General features: G+C 66.8%; 17 protein-coding genes. 11 read left to right on the forward strand and 6 right to left on the reverse strand.

The window, feature by feature from the left end:
- Positions 1 to 351: 351 nt before the first annotated feature.
- Both BDW41_RS09805 and BDW41_RS09810 read right to left on the reverse strand, forming a co-directional pair.
- Complete coding sequence (locus tag BDW41_RS09805; RefSeq protein WP_074548323.1) at positions 352 to 2,400, reverse strand: sodium-translocating pyrophosphatase; 2,049 nt, start codon at positions 2,398 to 2,400, stop codon at positions 352 to 354.
- A gap of 210 nt (positions 2,401 to 2,610) precedes the next feature.
- Positions 2,611 to 2,979 (reverse strand): RcnB family protein, encoded by a 369-nt coding sequence (locus BDW41_RS09810; RefSeq protein ID WP_074548325.1) that lies wholly within the window; start codon positions 2,977 to 2,979, stop codon positions 2,611 to 2,613.
- 174 nt (positions 2,980 to 3,153) lie between these two features.
- Between BDW41_RS09810 and BDW41_RS23370 the strand changes: the two genes are divergently transcribed.
- Positions 3,154 to 3,297 (forward strand): hypothetical protein, encoded by a 144-nt coding sequence (locus BDW41_RS23370; protein WP_158536993.1) that lies wholly within the window; start codon positions 3,154 to 3,156, stop codon positions 3,295 to 3,297.
- A 3-nt stretch (positions 3,298 to 3,300) separates the two neighbouring features.
- Here BDW41_RS23370 and BDW41_RS09815 read toward each other — a convergent pair whose 3' ends face one another.
- Together BDW41_RS09815 and BDW41_RS09820 are read right to left on the reverse strand one after the other, a co-directional pair.
- On the reverse strand, positions 3,301 to 4,572 hold the full coding sequence (locus BDW41_RS09815; RefSeq protein ID WP_074548327.1) for a 6-phosphofructokinase: 1,272 nt from the start codon (positions 4,570 to 4,572) through the stop codon (positions 3,301 to 3,303).
- A 7-nt stretch (positions 4,573 to 4,579) separates the two neighbouring features.
- On the reverse strand, positions 4,580 to 5,008 hold the full coding sequence (locus tag BDW41_RS09820) for a VOC family protein (RefSeq protein ID WP_074548329.1): 429 nt from the start codon (positions 5,006 to 5,008) through the stop codon (positions 4,580 to 4,582).
- Between the two features lie 224 nt (positions 5,009 to 5,232).
- Here BDW41_RS09820 and BDW41_RS09825 point away from each other — a divergent pair, with 224 nt between their 5' ends.
- From BDW41_RS09825 to BDW41_RS09860, 8 genes are all read left to right on the forward strand, one after another.
- On the forward strand, positions 5,233 to 5,817 hold the full coding sequence (locus tag BDW41_RS09825; protein WP_074548331.1) for an adenylate kinase: 585 nt from the start codon (positions 5,233 to 5,235) through the stop codon (positions 5,815 to 5,817).
- A gap of 75 nt (positions 5,818 to 5,892) precedes the next feature.
- Positions 5,893 to 7,248, forward strand: a complete 1,356-nt coding sequence (mpl, locus tag BDW41_RS09830; RefSeq protein ID WP_074548333.1) for a UDP-N-acetylmuramate:L-alanyl-gamma-D-glutamyl-meso-diaminopimelate ligase — start codon at positions 5,893 to 5,895, stop codon at positions 7,246 to 7,248.
- Positions 7,249 to 7,298: 50 nt separating this feature from the next.
- A complete protein-coding gene (locus tag BDW41_RS09835) occupies positions 7,299 to 7,901 on the forward strand; it encodes an LON peptidase substrate-binding domain-containing protein (RefSeq protein ID WP_074548335.1) in 603 nt (200 codons plus the stop codon).
- Between the two features lie 93 nt (positions 7,902 to 7,994).
- Positions 7,995 to 8,813: an NAD(P)-dependent oxidoreductase gene (locus BDW41_RS09840; protein ID WP_074548337.1), complete on the forward strand. Its 819-nt coding sequence runs from the start codon at positions 7,995 to 7,997 to the stop codon at positions 8,811 to 8,813.
- 5 nt (positions 8,814 to 8,818) lie between these two features.
- Positions 8,819 to 9,277: an HIT family protein gene (locus BDW41_RS09845; RefSeq protein ID WP_074548339.1), complete on the forward strand. Its 459-nt coding sequence runs from the start codon at positions 8,819 to 8,821 to the stop codon at positions 9,275 to 9,277.
- Complete coding sequence (locus BDW41_RS09850) at positions 9,274 to 9,693, forward strand: VOC family protein (protein ID WP_074548341.1); 420 nt, start codon at positions 9,274 to 9,276, stop codon at positions 9,691 to 9,693. Before BDW41_RS09845 ends, BDW41_RS09850 begins: the two co-directional genes overlap by 4 nt.
- A 287-nt stretch (positions 9,694 to 9,980) precedes the next feature.
- Positions 9,981 to 11,321 carry a sigma-54 dependent transcriptional regulator gene (locus BDW41_RS09855; protein ID WP_074548343.1) on the forward strand — a complete coding sequence of 447 codons (1,341 nt, stop codon included), beginning with the start codon at positions 9,981 to 9,983 and terminating at the stop codon, positions 11,319 to 11,321.
- A gap of 847 nt (positions 11,322 to 12,168) precedes the next feature.
- Positions 12,169 to 13,404, forward strand: a complete 1,236-nt coding sequence (locus BDW41_RS09860; protein WP_074548346.1) for an acetylornithine transaminase — start codon at positions 12,169 to 12,171, stop codon at positions 13,402 to 13,404.
- 62 nt (positions 13,405 to 13,466) lie between these two features.
- Here the strand turns inward: BDW41_RS09860 and hemL are convergent, their stop codons facing one another.
- Both hemL and thiE read right to left on the reverse strand, forming a co-directional pair.
- Positions 13,467 to 14,750 carry a glutamate-1-semialdehyde 2,1-aminomutase gene (gene hemL, locus BDW41_RS09865; protein ID WP_074548348.1) on the reverse strand — a complete coding sequence of 428 codons (1,284 nt, stop codon included), beginning with the start codon at positions 14,748 to 14,750 and terminating at the stop codon, positions 13,467 to 13,469.
- A 10-nt stretch (positions 14,751 to 14,760) separates the two neighbouring features.
- The gene (gene thiE / locus BDW41_RS09870; RefSeq protein WP_074548350.1) at positions 14,761 to 15,384 is read right to left on the reverse strand and encodes a thiamine phosphate synthase; all 624 of its coding nucleotides are present in this window, start codon (positions 15,382 to 15,384) and stop codon (positions 14,761 to 14,763) included.
- 95 nt (positions 15,385 to 15,479) lie between these two features.
- Here thiE and BDW41_RS09875 point away from each other — a divergent pair, with 95 nt between their 5' ends.
- Together BDW41_RS09875 and BDW41_RS09880 are read left to right on the forward strand one after the other, a co-directional pair.
- A complete protein-coding gene (locus BDW41_RS09875) occupies positions 15,480 to 15,677 on the forward strand; it encodes a rubredoxin (RefSeq protein ID WP_074548352.1) in 198 nt (65 codons plus the stop codon).
- 118 nt (positions 15,678 to 15,795) lie between these two features.
- A complete protein-coding gene (locus BDW41_RS09880) occupies positions 15,796 to 15,993 on the forward strand; it encodes a hypothetical protein (RefSeq protein ID WP_074548354.1) in 198 nt (65 codons plus the stop codon).
- Positions 15,994 to 16,452 lie beyond the last annotated feature (459 nt).

The following is a 16,452-nucleotide window of genomic DNA, read 5'->3' on the forward strand; positions in this document are numbered from 1 at the left end:
TGTGATGCCCAGCGCGAGTGCCAGCCAGAGTGTGGTCTTGGATGTCATGCCGTGTCCTTGGATGAGTGCATCGGGAAAACCGAGTGTGTTGGCGCGCAAGGCCCGGGGCGCGTGGCGAAAGTCAGGGCACCGCACTTCTCCCTCTCCCCTTTGGGGAGAGGGCCGGGGTGAGGGGCGGGTGCTTGCGGGGGCGTCGTTTTGAGCCCGCTTTTTACGCGGAGGATGGAACAAAGAGAACTGAGGCCAGCGTGGCCCCTCACCCCAACCCTCTCCCCTCTGGGGAGAGGGAGCCAATGCGCCATGCGGGTTCGCCCGATCGCCACCGTCGTGATCGGGCATTGCACCGCACGGTTACAGCAGCGGAATCAACAAAAGCGCCACGATATTGATGATCTTGATCAGCGGATTCACCGCCGGGCCTGCCGTGTCCTTGTACGGATCGCCCACGGTGTCGCCGGTGACGGCGGCCTTGTGCGCGTCGGAGCCCTTGCCGCCGAAGTGATCGTCCTCGATGTACTTCTTGGCGTTGTCCCACGCGCCGCCGCCGGTGGTCATGGAGATCGCCACGAACAGTCCGGTGACGATGGTGCCGATCAGCACGCCGCCCAGCGCCTGCGCGCCGGCCTCGGGGCCGCCCAGCCACTTGAAGCCGAACACCACCACCACGGGCACCAGCACCGGCAGCAATGATGGCACCAGCATTTCCTTGATGGCCGAGCGCGTGAGCATGTCCACCGCGCGCGAGTAGTCGGGCTTGGTGGTGCCTTCCATGATGCCCTTGATCTCGCGGAACTGGCGGCGCACTTCTTCCACCACGGCACCGGCCGAGCGGCCCACCGCTTCCATGGCCATCGCGCCGAACAGGTAGGGGATCAGGCCGCCGATCAACAAGCCGATGATCACGTACGGGTTGGACAGGTCGAAGCGGAAATCCGTCAGGTTGAGGTGCTGGTTGAGGTTGTGCGTGTAGTCGGCGAACAGCACCAGCGCGGCAAGGCCGGCCGAGCCGATGGCGTAGCCCTTGGTCACCGCCTTGGTGGTGTTGCCCACGGCGTCGAGCGGATCGGTCACCGCGCGCACTTCCGGCGGCAGCTCGGCCATCTCGGCGATGCCGCCGGCGTTGTCGGTGATCGGGCCATAGGCGTCGAGCGCCACGATCATGCCGGTCATGCTCAGCATGGCCGTGGCGGCGATGGCGATGCCATACAGTTCGCCCAGCTGATACGCGCCCCAGATGGACGCGCACACCGCCAGCACCGGCAGCGCGGTGGATTTCATCGACACGCCGATGCCCGCGATGATGTTGGTCGCGTGGCCGGTGGTCGATGCCTGCGCCACGTGCTGCACCGGCTTGTACTCGGTGGCGGTGTAGTACTCGGTGATCACCACCATCGCACCCGTCAGCACCAGGCCGATCAGCGCGCAACCATACAGGCGTCCCACGCCGTAAGCCGACTCGGCCATCAGCTGGCTGGTGATGGGCCAGAAGGCGATCGCCGCCAACACCGCCGACACGGCCACGCCCGCATATAGCGCGTTCATGATCTTGGTGCCGCGCGCCTTCACGAAGAAGGTACCGATCACCGAGGCCACGATGGACGCGCCGCCCAGCACCAGCGGATACAGCACGCCGTTGCTGCCGGTCTGCTCGGCCAGCACGCCGCCGAGCAGCATGGTGGCGATCAGCGTCACCGCGTAGGTTTCGAACAGGTCGGCGGCCATGCCCGCGCAGTCGCCCACATTGTCGCCCACGTTGTCGGCGATCACGGCGGGATTGCGCGGATCATCCTCAGGGATGCCGGCTTCCACCTTGCCCACCAGGTCGGCGCCCACGTCCGCGCCCTTGGTGAAGATGCCGCCGCCCAGGCGGGCGAAGATCGAGATCAGCGACGAACCGAAGGCCAGCCCCACCAGCGCATGCAGCGCATGCATGGTTTCGTAGCCCATGTGTCCCAGCACGACGTAATAGGCCGTGACGCCCAGCAGGGCCAGCCCCACCACCAGCATGCCGGTGATGGCGCCGCCGCGGAACGCCACGTTCAGCGCCGCGGCCAGGCCGCCGCGCGCGGCTTCCGCGGTGCGTACGTTGGCGCGCACGGAAACGTTCATGCCGATGTAGCCGGTGGCGCCGGACAGCACCGCGCCGATCGCGAAACCGATGGCCGTGCCCCAGTCCAGGGCGAAACCAATGATGAGGAACAACACCACGCCGACGCCGCCGATGGTGGTGTACTGGCGGTTGAGATACGCCTTCGCGCCTTCCTGGATCGCGGAAGCGATCTCTTGCATGCGTGCGTTGCCGGGCGATTTCGCCAAGATCCAGCGCACGGATAGTGCGCCGTAGAGAACCGCCAGGACCGCACAAGCCAGCACGATCCACAAGCCATACTGCTGCAGCATCGGAGCCTCCCCGGGAATGGTAGCGATATGCACCGGGGCCACCCATCGGCACCCCCGATACGGCGGCCGCCCAGAAAGGGCGGTCCCCCGGAGTATAGACAGAGGCTGACGACAGTCGTGTTGTGCGACGCAGCGCGCTGCGGCACCGGGTCACAAAAAAGGCGGCGCCTTGCGGCACCGCCCAGGTGATTTATAAGTTGCGCCGAGGTATCAGCGCACGACCATGTCCAGAATCATGTTGTCGCCGATCGATACCAGCAGGTAGCTGCTGTCGTTGCGCACCCAGCGGTAGCCATAGGGCGGGGGCGCGAGGCGATAACCCCGGTAGTCGTTCACGATGTACATGGGTCCGTCATAGCGGTAGCCGCGTTCCCAGCGATGCGGGCGGCCGTAGTAGCCGCGGTCGCTGTAGTAGCGGCGTTCCCAGTGGTCGTGGCGGTCACGGTCGTGTCCGCGGCCACGGCCGTGGTCGTCGTAATGGCCGCGACCCCGGTCATGGTCGTGCCAGGGGTCGGCCGACGCCGCGCCGCTGCCGGCCAGCAAGGCCAGGGCTACGAACACGCTGGATAGAGTCTTCATCGCATCCTCCTAGGAGTGCCCGTCGTCGCCATACATAGGATTTATCGGGCAATTGCATCGTAAAAATCTGCGCCTGAACGCCGGGCGTGATTTTTCGAAGGCGTCGTGCAAGCTTTCAGCCTCGGCTTATCCATCTGAATTGGCGTACAGGAATCGCGGGAGGCGTTGAATTCCTTGCGGACGATGCTGCAGTTGGTGACCGTGACCGTGACCCGCGGCCAAGAGCCGCTCGTGTTGCAACAGGTGGCGGAGGCCGGACACAACGACATCCAGGATCACGCCGACTACCGGGTGAGCCTGGAGCGCTTCCTGCGATGACGCTTATCGGCCGAACGGCGCCAGCTTCTGCGGCACCCTGGCGTTCTTCAGCGTCGCGTACTGCGGCAGTCCGTTCTTGCCGTACGGCGGCGGCGCTTCGCCCTGGATCAGCGGCGACAGGTAGCGGCGGGCTGCGGCGGTGATGCCGAAGCCGTCGCGGGTGAGAAAGCTCGCCGGCATCTTCTTTTCGCGATTGGCGATCTTCGACAGCGGGGCGGGTTCGATCTTCCAGCGATACGGCGCGTCGCTGGTGCGCACGATCACCGGCATCACCGCGTTCATGCCGGCCAGCGCGTAGTCGACGGCGGCCTTGCCCACGGCGTAGGCCTGGTCGGCGTCCGTCTTCGACGCCAGGTGGCGCGCGGAACGCTGCAGGTAGTCGGGCAGGGCCCAGTGGTACTTGTAGCCGAGCTTTTCCTTCACCAGGGCCGCGAGCACCGGGGCCACGCCGCCAAGCTGTCTGTGGCCGAAGGCGTCGCGCGTGCCGGCTTCGGCGAGGAATTGCCCGTCCGCGTTGAGCAGCCCTTCGGACGCGACCACGGTGCACCAGCCCACGCGTTCCACCGTGGCCTTCACCTTGGCGAGGAAGGCGGCTTCGTCGAACGTGCGCTCGGGGAACAGGATGATGTGCGGCGGCGCGTCCGCGCCTTCGCCGGCGAGGCCCGAGGCCGCGGCGATCCAGCCCGCGTGGCGGCCCATCACTTCCAGGATGAAGACCTTGGTCGAGGTGTCCGCCATGGATGCCACGTCCAGGCTCGCTTCCAGCGTGGAGACGGCCGTGTATTTCGCGACGGAGCCGAACCCGGGGCAGCAGTCGGTGACGGCCAGGTCGTTGTCCACCGTCTTGGGCACGCCGATGCAGCGGATGTCGTAATGCATCGCCTTGCCGATCTGCGAGAGCTTCAGCGCGGTATCGGCCGAGTCGTTGCCGCCGTTGTAGAGGAACCAGCGGATGTCGTGCGCGCGGAACACTTCGATCAGCCGCTCGTACTCGGCGCGGTTGGCCTCCAGCGACTTGAGCTTGTAGCGGCACGAACCGAATGCGCCGCCCGGTGTGTGGCGCAGCGCGGCGATGGCTGCCTTGGATTCCTTGCCCGTATCGATCAACTCCTCGCGCAGCGCGCCGAGGATGCCGTTGTGCGCGGCATAGACCGGCACGCCCTTGGCACGCGCCGCGTCGATGACGCCGGCCGCGGTGGCGTTGATGACGGCGGTGACGCCGCCGGACTGGGCATAGAGCAGACGACCTTCGGGCTTGGATGTCTTGGCGGCCATGGTTCTCTCAATCGGGCAGGGCGAGGTTGCCGTGCTCATCAAACACGAAGTACGGATTGAATGCGAATTCCCACAGATGTCCGTCAGGGTCGGCGAGGTAGCCGGAGTAGCCGCCCCAGAAGGCCTCCTGCGGCGTCTTCAGTTCGCGCGCGCCGGCGGCGAGGGCGGTGGCGAACCATGCGTCCACTTCTTCCTTCGACGTGGCGTTGCGCGCCAGCGTGACCGCGGAAAAACCCGTGGGCAGGTCTTCCGCCAGCGCGTCCTCGGCCAGGGCCTCGCGCCCGTACAGCGCGAGCACGCCCGCGCCGCCCTTGAGGAACACGATGTTGTCGTTGCTGGCCGAGGAGGCCTTCCAGCCCCAGGCCTCGTAGAACTGGCGTGAACGTGCGAGGTCGCTCACGCCCAGCGTGACGATGTGGATTCGCGGTGCGGGCACGGTCTTCTCCTCGAAAGGGACCGGTAGAGCTTAAATCCCGCCCGCCGGCCGCGTCCCTGTGACATTCGCGTGTCACGGTTAACCCTTTTGGCAACAGACACTTGCCGTTTCCAGGTCGCTTTGTCGGTTTGACGCCATGGCCCGCAGAAGCTACTTTGGACGCCACTTTTCTTGCATCCGACGGGCCTCGCAGCGTGCGTGGTTCGTGGATACCTTGGAGCACTATGCGACTCGTCCTACTCGGTCCGCCCGGTTCGGGCAAAGGCACCCAGGCTGCGCGTCTGAAGGTGGAACTCGGCGTACCGCACATCTCGACCGGCGACATGCTGCGCGCCGCCGTGGCCGCCGGCACGCCGACGGGCCTGAAGGCGAAGGCGGTGATGGATGCGGGCAAGCTGGTGTCCGACGACATCCTGCTGGCCATGCTGGAAGAACGCCTTTCGCAGGACGACGTGAAGGGCGGCTTCATCCTCGATGGTTACCCGCGCAACCTGGCCCAGGCCGACGCGCTCGACCACCTGCTGGCCAAGATCGGCCAGCCGCTGGACGCCGTGGTGAAGCTGGACGTGCCCAACGAAGTGATCATCGCCCGCTGCGAGATCCGCTTCGCCGCCGAACATCGCAAGGACGACGATCCGGTGGTCGTGCGCGATCGCCTGAAGGTCTATGCCGAGCAGACCGCGCCGGTGGCCGATTTCTTCGCCCGTCGCGGCAAGCTGCAGGTGGTCGACGGCGTGGGTGAGCTCGACGAGGTCACCGCACGCGTCAAGCGTGCGCTCGCCGCCGAATCGGCCGCCGCCAACGGCTGATACTCCGGGCCGCCGCAAGGCGGCCCGATACGTTTGGGGCGCAAGGTTCGCCCGGTTCCACCGAAAGGCTTCTGCATGCGTCTGCACATCCTCGGCATCTGCGGCACCTTCATGGGCGGCGTCGCCGCGCTGGCGCGCGAGCTTGGCCACACCGTCGAAGGTTCCGACGCCAACGTCTACCCGCCCATGAGCACGCAGCTGGAGGCGCTGGGTATCGGCCTGATGAACGGCTACTCGGCGGAGCACCTCAAGCCCGCGCCCGATCTGGTCGTGGTGGGCAATGCGATGACGCGTGGCAACCCCGCCGTGGAATACATGCTCGACCAGCAGCTGCGCTACATCTCCGGCCCGCAGTGGCTGGGCGAAACGCTGCTGCCCGGGCGCGAGGTGCTGGCCGTGGCAGGCACGCACGGCAAGACCACCACCACCAGCCTGCTCGCGCATCTGCTGGAAAGCGCGGGCCTCTCGCCCGGTTTCCTGATCGGCGGCGTGCCGGGCAATTTCGATGTATCCGCGCGCAAGGGCGACGGCAAGCCGTTCGTGATCGAGGCGGACGAGTACGACAGCGCCTTCTTCGACAAGCGCTCGAAGTTCGTGCACTACCGCCCGCGCATCGCGATCCTCAACAACCTCGAATACGACCACGCGGACATCTTCCCCGACGTGGCCGCCATCCAGCGCCAGTTCCATCACCTGGTGCGCACGGTGCCCGGCAACGGGCGGCTGATCGTCAACGCGCACGACCATCATCTGGCCGAGGTGCTGGCCATGGGCTGCTGGACGCCGGTGGAAACCTTCGGCATCGGGCAGGGCGACTGGCAGGCCGAACTGATCGAGGCCGATGGTTCCGCTTTCACCGTGCGCCGCCATGGCGACGTGATCGGCGAGATTCACTGGCCCCTGCTTGGCAACCACAGCGTGATGAATGCACTCGCTGCGCTGGCTGCGGCCACGGCGGCCGGCGCCGATCCTCGCGCCTTGCTGCCGGCCTTCGCGAGCTTCCAGAGCGTCAAGCGGCGCATGGAAGTGGTGGGCGAGGCGAACGGCGTGCGCGTGTACGACGACTTCGCGCATCACCCGACCGCCATCGCCACCACGCTCGCAGGCCTGCGTGCGAAGGTGGGCAAGGCGCGCATCGTGGTCGCGCTGGAGCCCCGCTCCAATTCCATGCGCTTGGGCGCGCACGCCGACGCGCTGGCGCCGTCGCTGGCGGATGCGGATGCGGTGGTGTTCCTGCATCGCCCCGAGCTTTCCTGGGATGCGGGGCGCGTCACCGGCGCATTGCACGGCCGCGGCAGCACGGTGCCGACAGTGGATGCGTTGATCGACGCCTTGCGCAGCGAAGTGCGCGCGGGCGATCACGTGGTCTTCATGTCCAATGGCGGTTTCGAAGGCGCGCCGCGCCGTTTCGCCGAGGCCATCAAGTCCTGATCGCTGGGTCATTCCTGTAGGTGCGAAGACGGCGCGGTTAGACTTCCCGCATGGCTGCCCAGTCACCCACTCTCGACTTGCCGCTGTTCCCGCTCGGTACCGTGCTTTATCCCGGTGGACAGCTGTCGCTGCGCATTTTCGAGCGGCGCTACCTCGACATGATCCGCGAATGCGCGCGCACCGGCAGTTCGTTCGGCGTCTGCCTGATCCTGGAGGGACAGGAGGCGGGCGCGCCCGCCTTGCCCGCGGCCGTCGGCACGCTCGCCCGCATCGTCGATTTCCATAACCGCGAGGATGGCCTGCTGGGCATTCTTGCCGAGGGCGGCGAGCGCTTTCGCGTGGCGCGTACGCGCGTGCGTTCCGACGGCCTGGTGCGCGGCGACGTGGAGCCGTGGCCGGCGGAGCCGGCGCAGAGCGTGCCGGTAGAACTGGCCTTGCTGCAGGTGATCCTGGAACGGCTGATCGAGAACATGGCGCCGCACTGGCGCAACGCGCCGCGCGAACGCTATGACGATGCCAGTTGGCTGGGCTTTCGCCTGGCGGAACTGCTGCCCCTGCAGACGGACGAGCAGCAGCGGCTGCTCGAACTCACCGATCCGATACAGCGGCTGACCGACTTGCGCGACATCCTCCCGCGCTTCCAGCGCGCGTGAGCCGCCATCGAGGCGGCGATTGGCCTGTTCTGCACCTTGCGCTCGCATGGCGCACTTCTACACTGGCTCACCCACGATCGAGGTGACACGTTCATGAGCAGCCTGGCCGGCAAGACCCTCTTCATCACCGGCGCGTCGCGCGGCATCGGCCTGGCGATTGCACAGCGCGCGGCGCGCGACGGCGCCAACGTGGCGATCGTCGCCAAGAGCAGCGTGCCCAATCCCAAGCTGCCGGGCACCATCTTCAGCGCTGCGCAGGAGGTGGAAGCCGCCGGCGGCAAGGCGCTGCCGATCAAGTGCGACATCCGCGAAGAGGACGAGGTGAAGGCCGCCGTGGCCGCCACGGTGGAGCGCTTCGGCGGCATCGACATCCTGGTGAACAACGCCAGCGCGATCTGGCTGGCCGGTCTCGCCGACACGCCGATGAAGCGTTTCGACCTGATGCAGCAGGTCAATGCGCGCGGCAGCTTCCTCTGCGCGCAGGCCTGTCTGCCGCACCTGCTCAAGTCCGACAATCCGCACATCCTCACGCTGGCGCCGCCGCCGTCGCTCGCCACGAAATGGTGGGCGCCGCACACGGGCTACACGCTGGCGAAGATGGGCATGAGCTTCGTGACGCTCGGCCTGGCCGGCGAGCTGGGCAGCAAGGGCATCGCGGTCAATGCGCTGTGGCCGCGCACCATCATCGCCACCGACGCGCTCAACATGATTCCGGGCGTACCGCTGGAGCGCTGCCGCAAGCCCACCATCGTCGCCGACGCGGCGCATGCGGTGCTCACGCGCGAGGCCAAGGGTTTTGCGGGACATTTCCTGATCGATGAAGAAGTGCTGCACGAGGCGGGCGTGACGGACTTCACCTGGTACGCCATGGATGCGTCGCAGGAACCGTTGCCCGACCTGTTCCTGGGATAAGGGCCATGGTCTGTCCGTTCTGCGAGATCGTCGCCGGACGCCTCGAGGCCAACGTGATCGCGCAGACGGAACACGCGCTGGCGTTTCTCGATCTGCGCCAGGCGGTGCCCGGCCACGTGCTGGTGATACCGAAGGCGCACGTCGAGGACATCTACGCCATCGACGCCGGCCTGGCCGGCGACGTCATGCAGCTGGGTGTGCGCGTGGCGCATGCCTTGCGCGCCGCGTTCCATGCGCCGGGGCTCAACCTGTGGCAGTCCAACGGCAAGGCCGGTGGCCAGGAAGTGCCGCACTTCCACCTGCATGTGCAGCCGCGACGCGTGGCGGACGGATTGTTCCGCGTCTATCCCGGCGGCGTGCCCACGCCCTCGCCGCGCGATGCACTGGAAGCGATGGCGCAGCGCATTCGCCCGTTCTTCACTCACGACGACGGCTCCTCCGCCGTGCCATCGAGGTCCGCATGAAATACCTGCACACCATGATCCGCGTACGCGACATCGAGCAGAGCCTGCGCTTCTACTGCGAAGGCCTTGGCCTGAAGGAAATGCGCCGCGTGGAAAACGCGGCGGGCAAGTTCACCCTGGTGTTTCTTGCCGCGGCCGATTCGCCGGAGGCGGAGATCGAGCTGACCTACAACTGGGGTTCCACCGAGGATTACGGCAGTGCCCGCAACTTCGGCCACCTCGCCTTCCGCGTGGACGACATCTACCAGACCTGCGCCCACTTGCAGGCGATGGGCTACACCATCAACCGCCCGCCACGCGATGGACACATGGCTTTTGTACGCTCGCCCGACCTGATTTCGGTGGAACTGCTGCAGGACGGCCATCTGCCGCCGCAGGAGCCGTGGGCGTCGATGCCCAATACGGGCGTCTGGTAAGCCGGCGCTGTCACGAGGCTTGCCATGGCGGCCTCGACCCGGGCGATGGAGCGCTCCCTAGGCCATAGGTGCTAGCCCGCCGCCGGGCCTCCGGCTTCCGTTCGACGGGAGCTGCGCCATTTGTGGGGTGACCGCGGACAGCAGAGTTGTATATTGTGTGACCCATATCACATTTCTGTAGCGGTCGCGGGCTAGCTTGGCGCGACGGACGTGGTTACCGGGGGGCCACAGGAGGTGGCAACGACCGGCCGAGACCTGTGACCCTTCGAGGGGTTAGGGGAGGGACCATGGCTGTACTGAGGGAGGAAGCCAGGCGATGCGTCGTCTGGTTTGGGCAGCCTGCCGCTGAGGAGCGGACGGTACTGACCGAAGCGGGCTGGATCGTCCGCGTGGCCGACGCCGGTACCCAGGGCGGCGTGGGCATGCGCAACAACGACACCGTGGTGGCGCTGGCCGATCTTCGGCACGGCGACCCGGCTTCCGCCCATGCCATGGCCGAGCTCATGGCCGATCACCCGTGGCTGCCGTGGGTGGCGCTGATCTCGCCCGACATGCCAACGCACGAGCCGCTGATCGACCGCATTCTGGAAGCGAGCATCGAATACTTCTCCACGCCGGTCGACGTCGAGCGGCTGGTCGAGGCGTTGGCACGCATCGGCGGCGATCAGCCGCGCGCGGCGGACCCCGGCGATATCGGTGTGACCGGCCGCAGTGCGGCCATTGGCGCCGTGGTGGCCAGCGTGCGCAAGTACGCACCGGTGGAGCTGCCCGTGCTGATCACCGGCGAAACCGGCACCGGCAAGGAAGTGGCCGCGCGCGCCCTGCACAGCCTTTCCGCGCGCGCCGAGCGGCCGTTCGCCGCGATCAACTGCGGCGCGTTGCCGCCGAACCTGGTGCAGTCCGAATTGTTCGGCCACGAGCGTGGCGCGTTCACGGGTGCCAATGCGCGGCGCATCGGCCATTTTGAAACGGCGGCCGGTGGCACCGTGTTTCTCGATGAAGTGGGCGATCTTCCGCTGGACGCCCAGACCAGCCTGCTGCGTTTCCTGCAGGAAGGCACGCTGGAGCGCGTCGGCAGCAGCCAGTTGATCAAGCTGGACGTGCGCGTGCTGGCCGCCACCCATGTGGACCTGGAAAAGGCGGTGGAGCAGGGCCGCTTCCGCGAGGATCTTTATTACCGCCTCAACGTGCTGCGCCTGCGCATGCCGCCTTTGCGCGAGCGCGAGGACGACGTGGTGCTGCTGGCCCAGAAGTTCCTCGATGCTTTCCGCGAACAACATCCCAGCCGCGCACGCGCCTTCAGTGCCAGCGCGCGCCGCGCCATGCTGGACTTCACCTGGCCGGGCAATGTGCGCGAGCTGCTCAATCGCGTGCAGCGCGCGGCGGTGGTGGCGGAAGATGCGCTCATCAGCGTCAACGATCTCGATCTTGCCGAGGTGCTGACCAAGCAGGCGGCGCGCTCCAGCCTGGGCAGCACCCGCGTGGCGGCCGAGCGCGATGCGGTGATCGCCTGCCTGCGCGAAAGCCGGTTCAACGTGAGCGAATGCGCGCGCCGGCTCAAGGTGTCGCGCGTGACCATCTATCGCCTGTGCAAGAAGCATCAGCTCGCGCTGGACGAGCTGCGCTGACCGAACGCCTCATGCCGCGAGGAAAACCATGCCGGCCCGACCGCCAGGGCGGGCGGCGGATGCTCGCTTCTACATGACTGGTTGGGCGCCAGCCCAGTCACCCTCGACTGCAAGCACCCGCCGCCCACCCCGGCGGCGCCTGGCCGACCGTGGGGAATGCTGCGTGCGGGAAGAAGAAGGAAGGCCCCCGACCCGCAGGGGTCGGGTCGGGGGCTTCCATTGGTGCCCCGGCCACAGGGGTTGCCGGGTTACCGCCCTCATGACCGCCTTGCGGCGGAATGCTTTGCGACGTTCCTCCCACCGGTGAGTGGCGGGAGCCAGTGATCCGGTTGCCAGCTGCGAGGTTCGTGCCGACTTAGCCCTGGGCCATCCAAGGGCATTGCCATCCTGTCGCCGAGACACTCCGTATCGCGGTGTTCGGCGCGTTGTCGCAGCTGGCCCTTTCCCCCTTTCCCGCCTGTACAGTGTAAAGCGAGCAATCGCCGTGCCAACACCGGGCAATGGCCGAAAACCTGCGGTTTCCGGGCTTTGGCGGCCGCGAGCCTGCTTTGAACCGTGCTAATGGCGTTACAACGTAGGCCCTTCCTGGATGCCGGGAAGGGCGCCTGACACCTGTAACAGCGCGGTTTCCGGGAAGTCGTATCACTTGGGTTACAGCGGACAGGGGAAATGTCACACCTTCCGCCGGCGGGCTTCCGTGCATCGCCCGCCGCGGGTACAGCGGCCGTCACCGTGCAAAGCCGCTCCCCAGGGCTTACGATGCGCGGACGCCGCCGCAGGCGGCGTATCCCCACCCATTCCTTCCCACGCATGGTGTCGTCCGTCGCGACGATGCCCGGAGTACGACATGCACGCGCAAGACCCGTCCGCCCAGTCCCTGATCGATCTCGGCAAGCGCTACTGGCTGCCGGTGTATCGACCGCGCGATGTGGTGCTGGACCACGGCAAGGGCGCGCGCGTGTGGGACACCCAGGGCCGCGACTACGTGGACTTCGGCGCGGGCATCGCGGTCAATGCGCTGGGCCATCAGGATCCCGACCTGCTCGAAGCGTTGACCACGCAGGCGCACAAGCTCTGGCACACCAGCAACGTGTTCTACAGCGAACCGCCGCTGCGCCTGGCCGAGGAACTGGTGGCGGCCTCCGGCTTTGCCGAGCGCGTGTTCTTCTGCAACTCCGGCGCGGAAGCCAACGAGGCGGCCATCAAGCTGGTGCGCAAGTGGGGAGCCGCGCAGGGGCGCGAGGCGGACAAGCGCGTCATCGTCACCTTCCGCGGCTCCTTCCATGGACGCACGCTGGCCACGGTGACGGCCACCGCGCAGCCCAAGTATCAGGAAGGCTACGAGCCGCTGCCTGGCGGCTTCCGCTACCTCGATTTCAACGACGTGCCCGCGCTGGAAGCCGCTTTCGCGCATGGCGACGTGGCGGCCGTGATGCTCGAGCCGGTGCAGGGCGAAGGCGGCGTGCTGCCGGCGGCGCCGGGGTTCATCCAGCGCGTGCGCGAGCTGTGCGACCAGTACGGCGCGCTGCTGGTGCTGGACGAAATCCAGTGCGGCATGGGCCGTTCGGGCACCTTGTTCGCTCACGTGCAGGACGGTGTGAAGCCCGACATCGTCACCTTGGCCAAGGCGCTGGGCTGCGGCTTCCCCATCGGCGCCATGCTGGCCGGCCCCAAGGTGGCGGAGGTGATGCAGTTCGGCGCGCACGGCACCACCTTCGGCGGCAATCCGCTGGCGGCGGCCGTGGCGCGCGTGGCGCTGCGCAAGCTGTCGTCGCCGGAGTTGCTGGCCAACGTCGCGCGCCAGTCGCAGGCGCTGCGTGATGGCCTGGCGCGCATCAACGCCTCGCTGCATCTGTTCGACGAAGTGCGCGGTCGCGGCCTGATGCTGGGCGCCGTGCTCAACGAAGCCAACAAGGGCAAGGCCGGCGCCATTCTCGACCACGCGGCGGCCCACGGCCTGCTGGTGCTGCAGGCGGGCCCGGATGTGCTGCGCTTCGTGCCGGCGCTCAACATCAGCGATGAAGACGTCGCCGAAGGACTTCAGCGCCTCGACGCCTCGTTGCGCAGTTTTATCGCTGGCTGAGTCGGTTCTTGCGGTGCGCCTTCCCGAAAGAAGGCGCACCGCGGACGCATCGATCTTCGCGTTTAGCCCTGCGCCGCACGCAGCGCGCCGCGCGCGGCTTCCAGCGTATCGGCGATGTCCTGCTCGCTGTGGGCGCTGGACACAAAGCCCGCCTCGAAAGCGGACGGCGCGAGATACACGCCGCGCTCCAGCATGCCGTGGAAGAAGCGGTTGAACATCGCCGTGTCCGCCGCCGTGGCCTGCGCGTAGCTGTCCACCTTCTCCCGGGTGAAGAACAGGCCGAACATGCCGCCCACGCGGTTGGTGCTGAAGGCCACGCCTTCGCCGTCCGCTACGGCCTGCAAACCATCGGTGAGCAGGCGCGTGCGTGCGGCAAGCTGGTCGTAGAAGCCGGGCGCCTGGATCAGCTCCAGCATGGCCAGGCCCGCGGCCATCGCCACCGGATTGCCGGACAGCGTGCCCGCCTGATAGATCGGTCCCGCCGGAGCCACCTGCTGCATCAGGTCACGGCGGCCGCCGTAGGCACCGACCGGCATGCCGCCGCCGATGATCTTGCCGAAGGTGGTCAGGTCCGGCGTGACCCCGTAGTACGCCTGCGCGCCGCCCAGCGCGACGCGGAAGCCCGTCATCACCTCGTCGAAGATCAGCAGCGCGCCGTGCTTGGTGCACAGCTCGCGCAGCCCTTGCAGATAGCCATCCCTCGGCGGAATGCAGTTCATGTTGCCCGCCACCGGTTCGATGATCAGGCCGGCGATGTCGTGGCCGTGTTCGTCGAACAGGCGCACCGCGGCATCGAGGTCGTTGTAGGTGAGCGTGAGGGTCAGGTCCGCGTTGGCCTTGGGCACGCCCGGCGAGGTCGGTACGCCGAACGTGAGCGCGCCGGAGCCGGCCTTTACCAGGAAGCTGTCGCCATGGCCGTGGTAGCAGCCTTCGAACTTCACGATCAGGTTGCGCCCGGTCGCGCCGCGCGCCAGGCGGATGGCCGACATCGTCGCTTCGGTGCCGGAGTTCACCATGCGCACCATGTCGATGGACGGAATCAGCCGCGTGATGGTTTCCGCCATGGTGACTTCGGCGGGGCAGGGCGTGCCGTAGGAAAGGCCGTTCTTCACCGCCTTCTCCACCGCCTCGCGCACGTGCGGATGGTTGTGGCCCACGATCATCGGACCCCACGAGCCGACATAGTCGATATAGCGCTTGCCTTCGACATCCCACAGGTACGGGCCATCCGCCCGGGCGGTGAAGAACGGCTCGCCACCCACCGACTTGAAGGCGCGCACCGGCGAGTTCACGCCGCCGGGCATCAGCTGCTGCGCGCGTTGGAAAAGTTCGTGGTTGGTGGTCATCGGGCAAGTCTCAGTGCGAAGGGAAGAGTTGGGCAAAGCGCTCGGCGGCGCCGCGGACGTCCGGATCGCCGAACACGGCCGAGATCACGGCGAGATAGTCGGCGCCGGCATCGATCAGCGAACCGCCATTGTCTGGCGTGATGCCGCCAATCGCCACTCGCGGCACGCCCAGCGCGGCGGACTGCCGCAGCAGGTCGAAGGAAGCACGGCGTGCATGCGGCTTCGTGGGCGATGGAAAGAACGCGCCAAAAGCCACGTAATCGGCACCCGCGGCGACGAGTTCGCGGGCACGCTCCAGCGAGTCGTAGCACGACACGCCGATGATGGCGTCCGGGCCGAGCACGGCACGGGCAGCGGCGATGTCGCTGTCGTCCTCCCCCAGATGCACCCCGGCCGCGCCGGCTGCACGCGCCAGTTCCACGTCGTCGTTGACGATCAGCGGCACGCCGCGGGCCGCGCACAGCGCGCGCAGGGCCCGGGCCTCGTCGAAGCGGCGCGGATGGTCGGTCGTCTTGTCCCGGTACTGGAGCAGCCGGGCGCCGCCGGCCAGCGCCTGCGCCACTGCCTCGAGCAGGTTGGGGCGAGGGCCATCGGTGATGACGTAAAGGCCTTGGCCCTGGAGTTTTGCATGCATGCCTATCGATCCTGGAAAAGCGGCGCCATACGCTTTCGCATCGGCGGGGGAGTTGCGAGAATGAACCTCTTATTGTCCATATCAAGCAGTCCACGATGAATCAGAGCACCAACGAAACCGGCACCCTGCGCAAATGGATGTGTGTCGTCTGCGGCTTCATCTATGACGAGGCGCTGGGGCTGCCCGACGAAGGCATCGAACCCGGCACCCGTTGGGTCGACGTCCCCGACACCTGGACCTGCCCGGACTGCGGTGCGACCAAGGACGACTTCGAGATGATCGAAATCGACTGATCCTGATCCCCGCGTTGCCCTGAAACGGCCCGATTCCGTCATCGTACGGACCGGGCCGTTTGCTTATATGCCTCCTGCACGCCGGAAACAGGCGGGCAACCCCGGCAGGAGCAGCACCATGCAGCAGTTCATTCCGTTCGAAGACGAGTGGGACATCCTGGAAAGGCTCAGTCCCGAAGCCCTCATTCCCTACCACGTCGGCGTTCCGTGTCGGCACGACCTGGCGGCCAACGACCACTGTGCTGGAGCGCCGGGCCAGTCCGACATGGCAAAGGTGGCCTCGGACGGCCTTCCGCCAGCAAGTCCTCGAAAGTAGAGCATGGGCCTGGAACGGTGGCAGGCCTTAAAACCTATATAGGTACGTGAGGGCCGGACGCTCCGCTTGGGCGCCCGATCTCCGGTCCCGGTGGCCGCAAACGGTCTGAATCCCAAGCCTGACGGGGCTCGCCGGCCATGGACGCCCGCGGCGATTGTCATCGGCGTGAAAAAATTTCGTTCGCCCCCCTTCCCAACCCCGTAGGGCCACGCTATTATTCCGCTCCTCCCCGAACGAGATGCTCTTCCTCGCGGGGTTCCACCGAAAACCCGGCAGCAAAAATTCTTGGCTGAAGGTGTTGACGGACAGGAAAAACGATGTAAGATGAGCGGCTCACTCGGAACGAAATGTTCCAACGCTGAAGCGGAAACGGTCAGCAAGTGATTGAGATCTTTGACAGTGTGCGCAGGTGACTTGTGTGGGCGCCTTGCGGTGGATGACTGAATGTCAAACATATGC

Origin of the sequence: Dyella sp. AtDHG13, from assembly GCF_003201105.1 — a bacterium.
GTDB classification, from domain to species: Bacteria; Pseudomonadota; Gammaproteobacteria; order Xanthomonadales; family Rhodanobacteraceae; genus Dyella; species Dyella jiangningensis_B.

Coding starts and splice junctions, on each gene's coding strand:
- BDW41_RS09815 (WP_074548327.1), bottom strand. CDS start 4,572: ATGGCCGCCAAGACATCCAAGCCCGAAGGTCGTCTGCTCTATGCCCAG.
- BDW41_RS09875 (WP_074548352.1), top strand. CDS start 15,480: ATGAATCAGAGCACCAACGAAACCGGCACCCTGCGCAAATGGATGTGT.
- BDW41_RS09835 (WP_074548335.1), top strand. CDS start 7,299: ATGGCTGCCCAGTCACCCACTCTCGACTTGCCGCTGTTCCCGCTCGGT.
- BDW41_RS09855 (WP_074548343.1), top strand. CDS start 9,981: ATGGCTGTACTGAGGGAGGAAGCCAGGCGATGCGTCGTCTGGTTTGGG.
- thiE (WP_074548350.1), bottom strand. CDS start 15,384: ATGCATGCAAAACTCCAGGGCCAAGGCCTTTACGTCATCACCGATGGC.
- BDW41_RS09845 (WP_074548339.1), top strand. CDS start 8,819: ATGGTCTGTCCGTTCTGCGAGATCGTCGCCGGACGCCTCGAGGCCAAC.
- BDW41_RS09810 (WP_074548325.1), bottom strand. CDS start 2,979: ATGAAGACTCTATCCAGCGTGTTCGTAGCCCTGGCCTTGCTGGCCGGC.
- BDW41_RS09860 (WP_074548346.1), top strand. CDS start 12,169: ATGCACGCGCAAGACCCGTCCGCCCAGTCCCTGATCGATCTCGGCAAG.
- BDW41_RS09880 (WP_074548354.1), top strand. CDS start 15,796: ATGCAGCAGTTCATTCCGTTCGAAGACGAGTGGGACATCCTGGAAAGG.
- BDW41_RS09805 (WP_074548323.1), bottom strand. CDS start 2,400: ATGCTGCAGCAGTATGGCTTGTGGATCGTGCTGGCTTGTGCGGTCCTG.
- BDW41_RS09825 (WP_074548331.1), top strand. CDS start 5,233: ATGCGACTCGTCCTACTCGGTCCGCCCGGTTCGGGCAAAGGCACCCAG.
- BDW41_RS09840 (WP_074548337.1), top strand. CDS start 7,995: ATGAGCAGCCTGGCCGGCAAGACCCTCTTCATCACCGGCGCGTCGCGC.
- mpl (WP_074548333.1), top strand. CDS start 5,893: ATGCGTCTGCACATCCTCGGCATCTGCGGCACCTTCATGGGCGGCGTC.
- BDW41_RS09850 (WP_074548341.1), top strand. CDS start 9,274: ATGAAATACCTGCACACCATGATCCGCGTACGCGACATCGAGCAGAGC.
- hemL (WP_074548348.1), bottom strand. CDS start 14,750: ATGACCACCAACCACGAACTTTTCCAACGCGCGCAGCAGCTGATGCCC.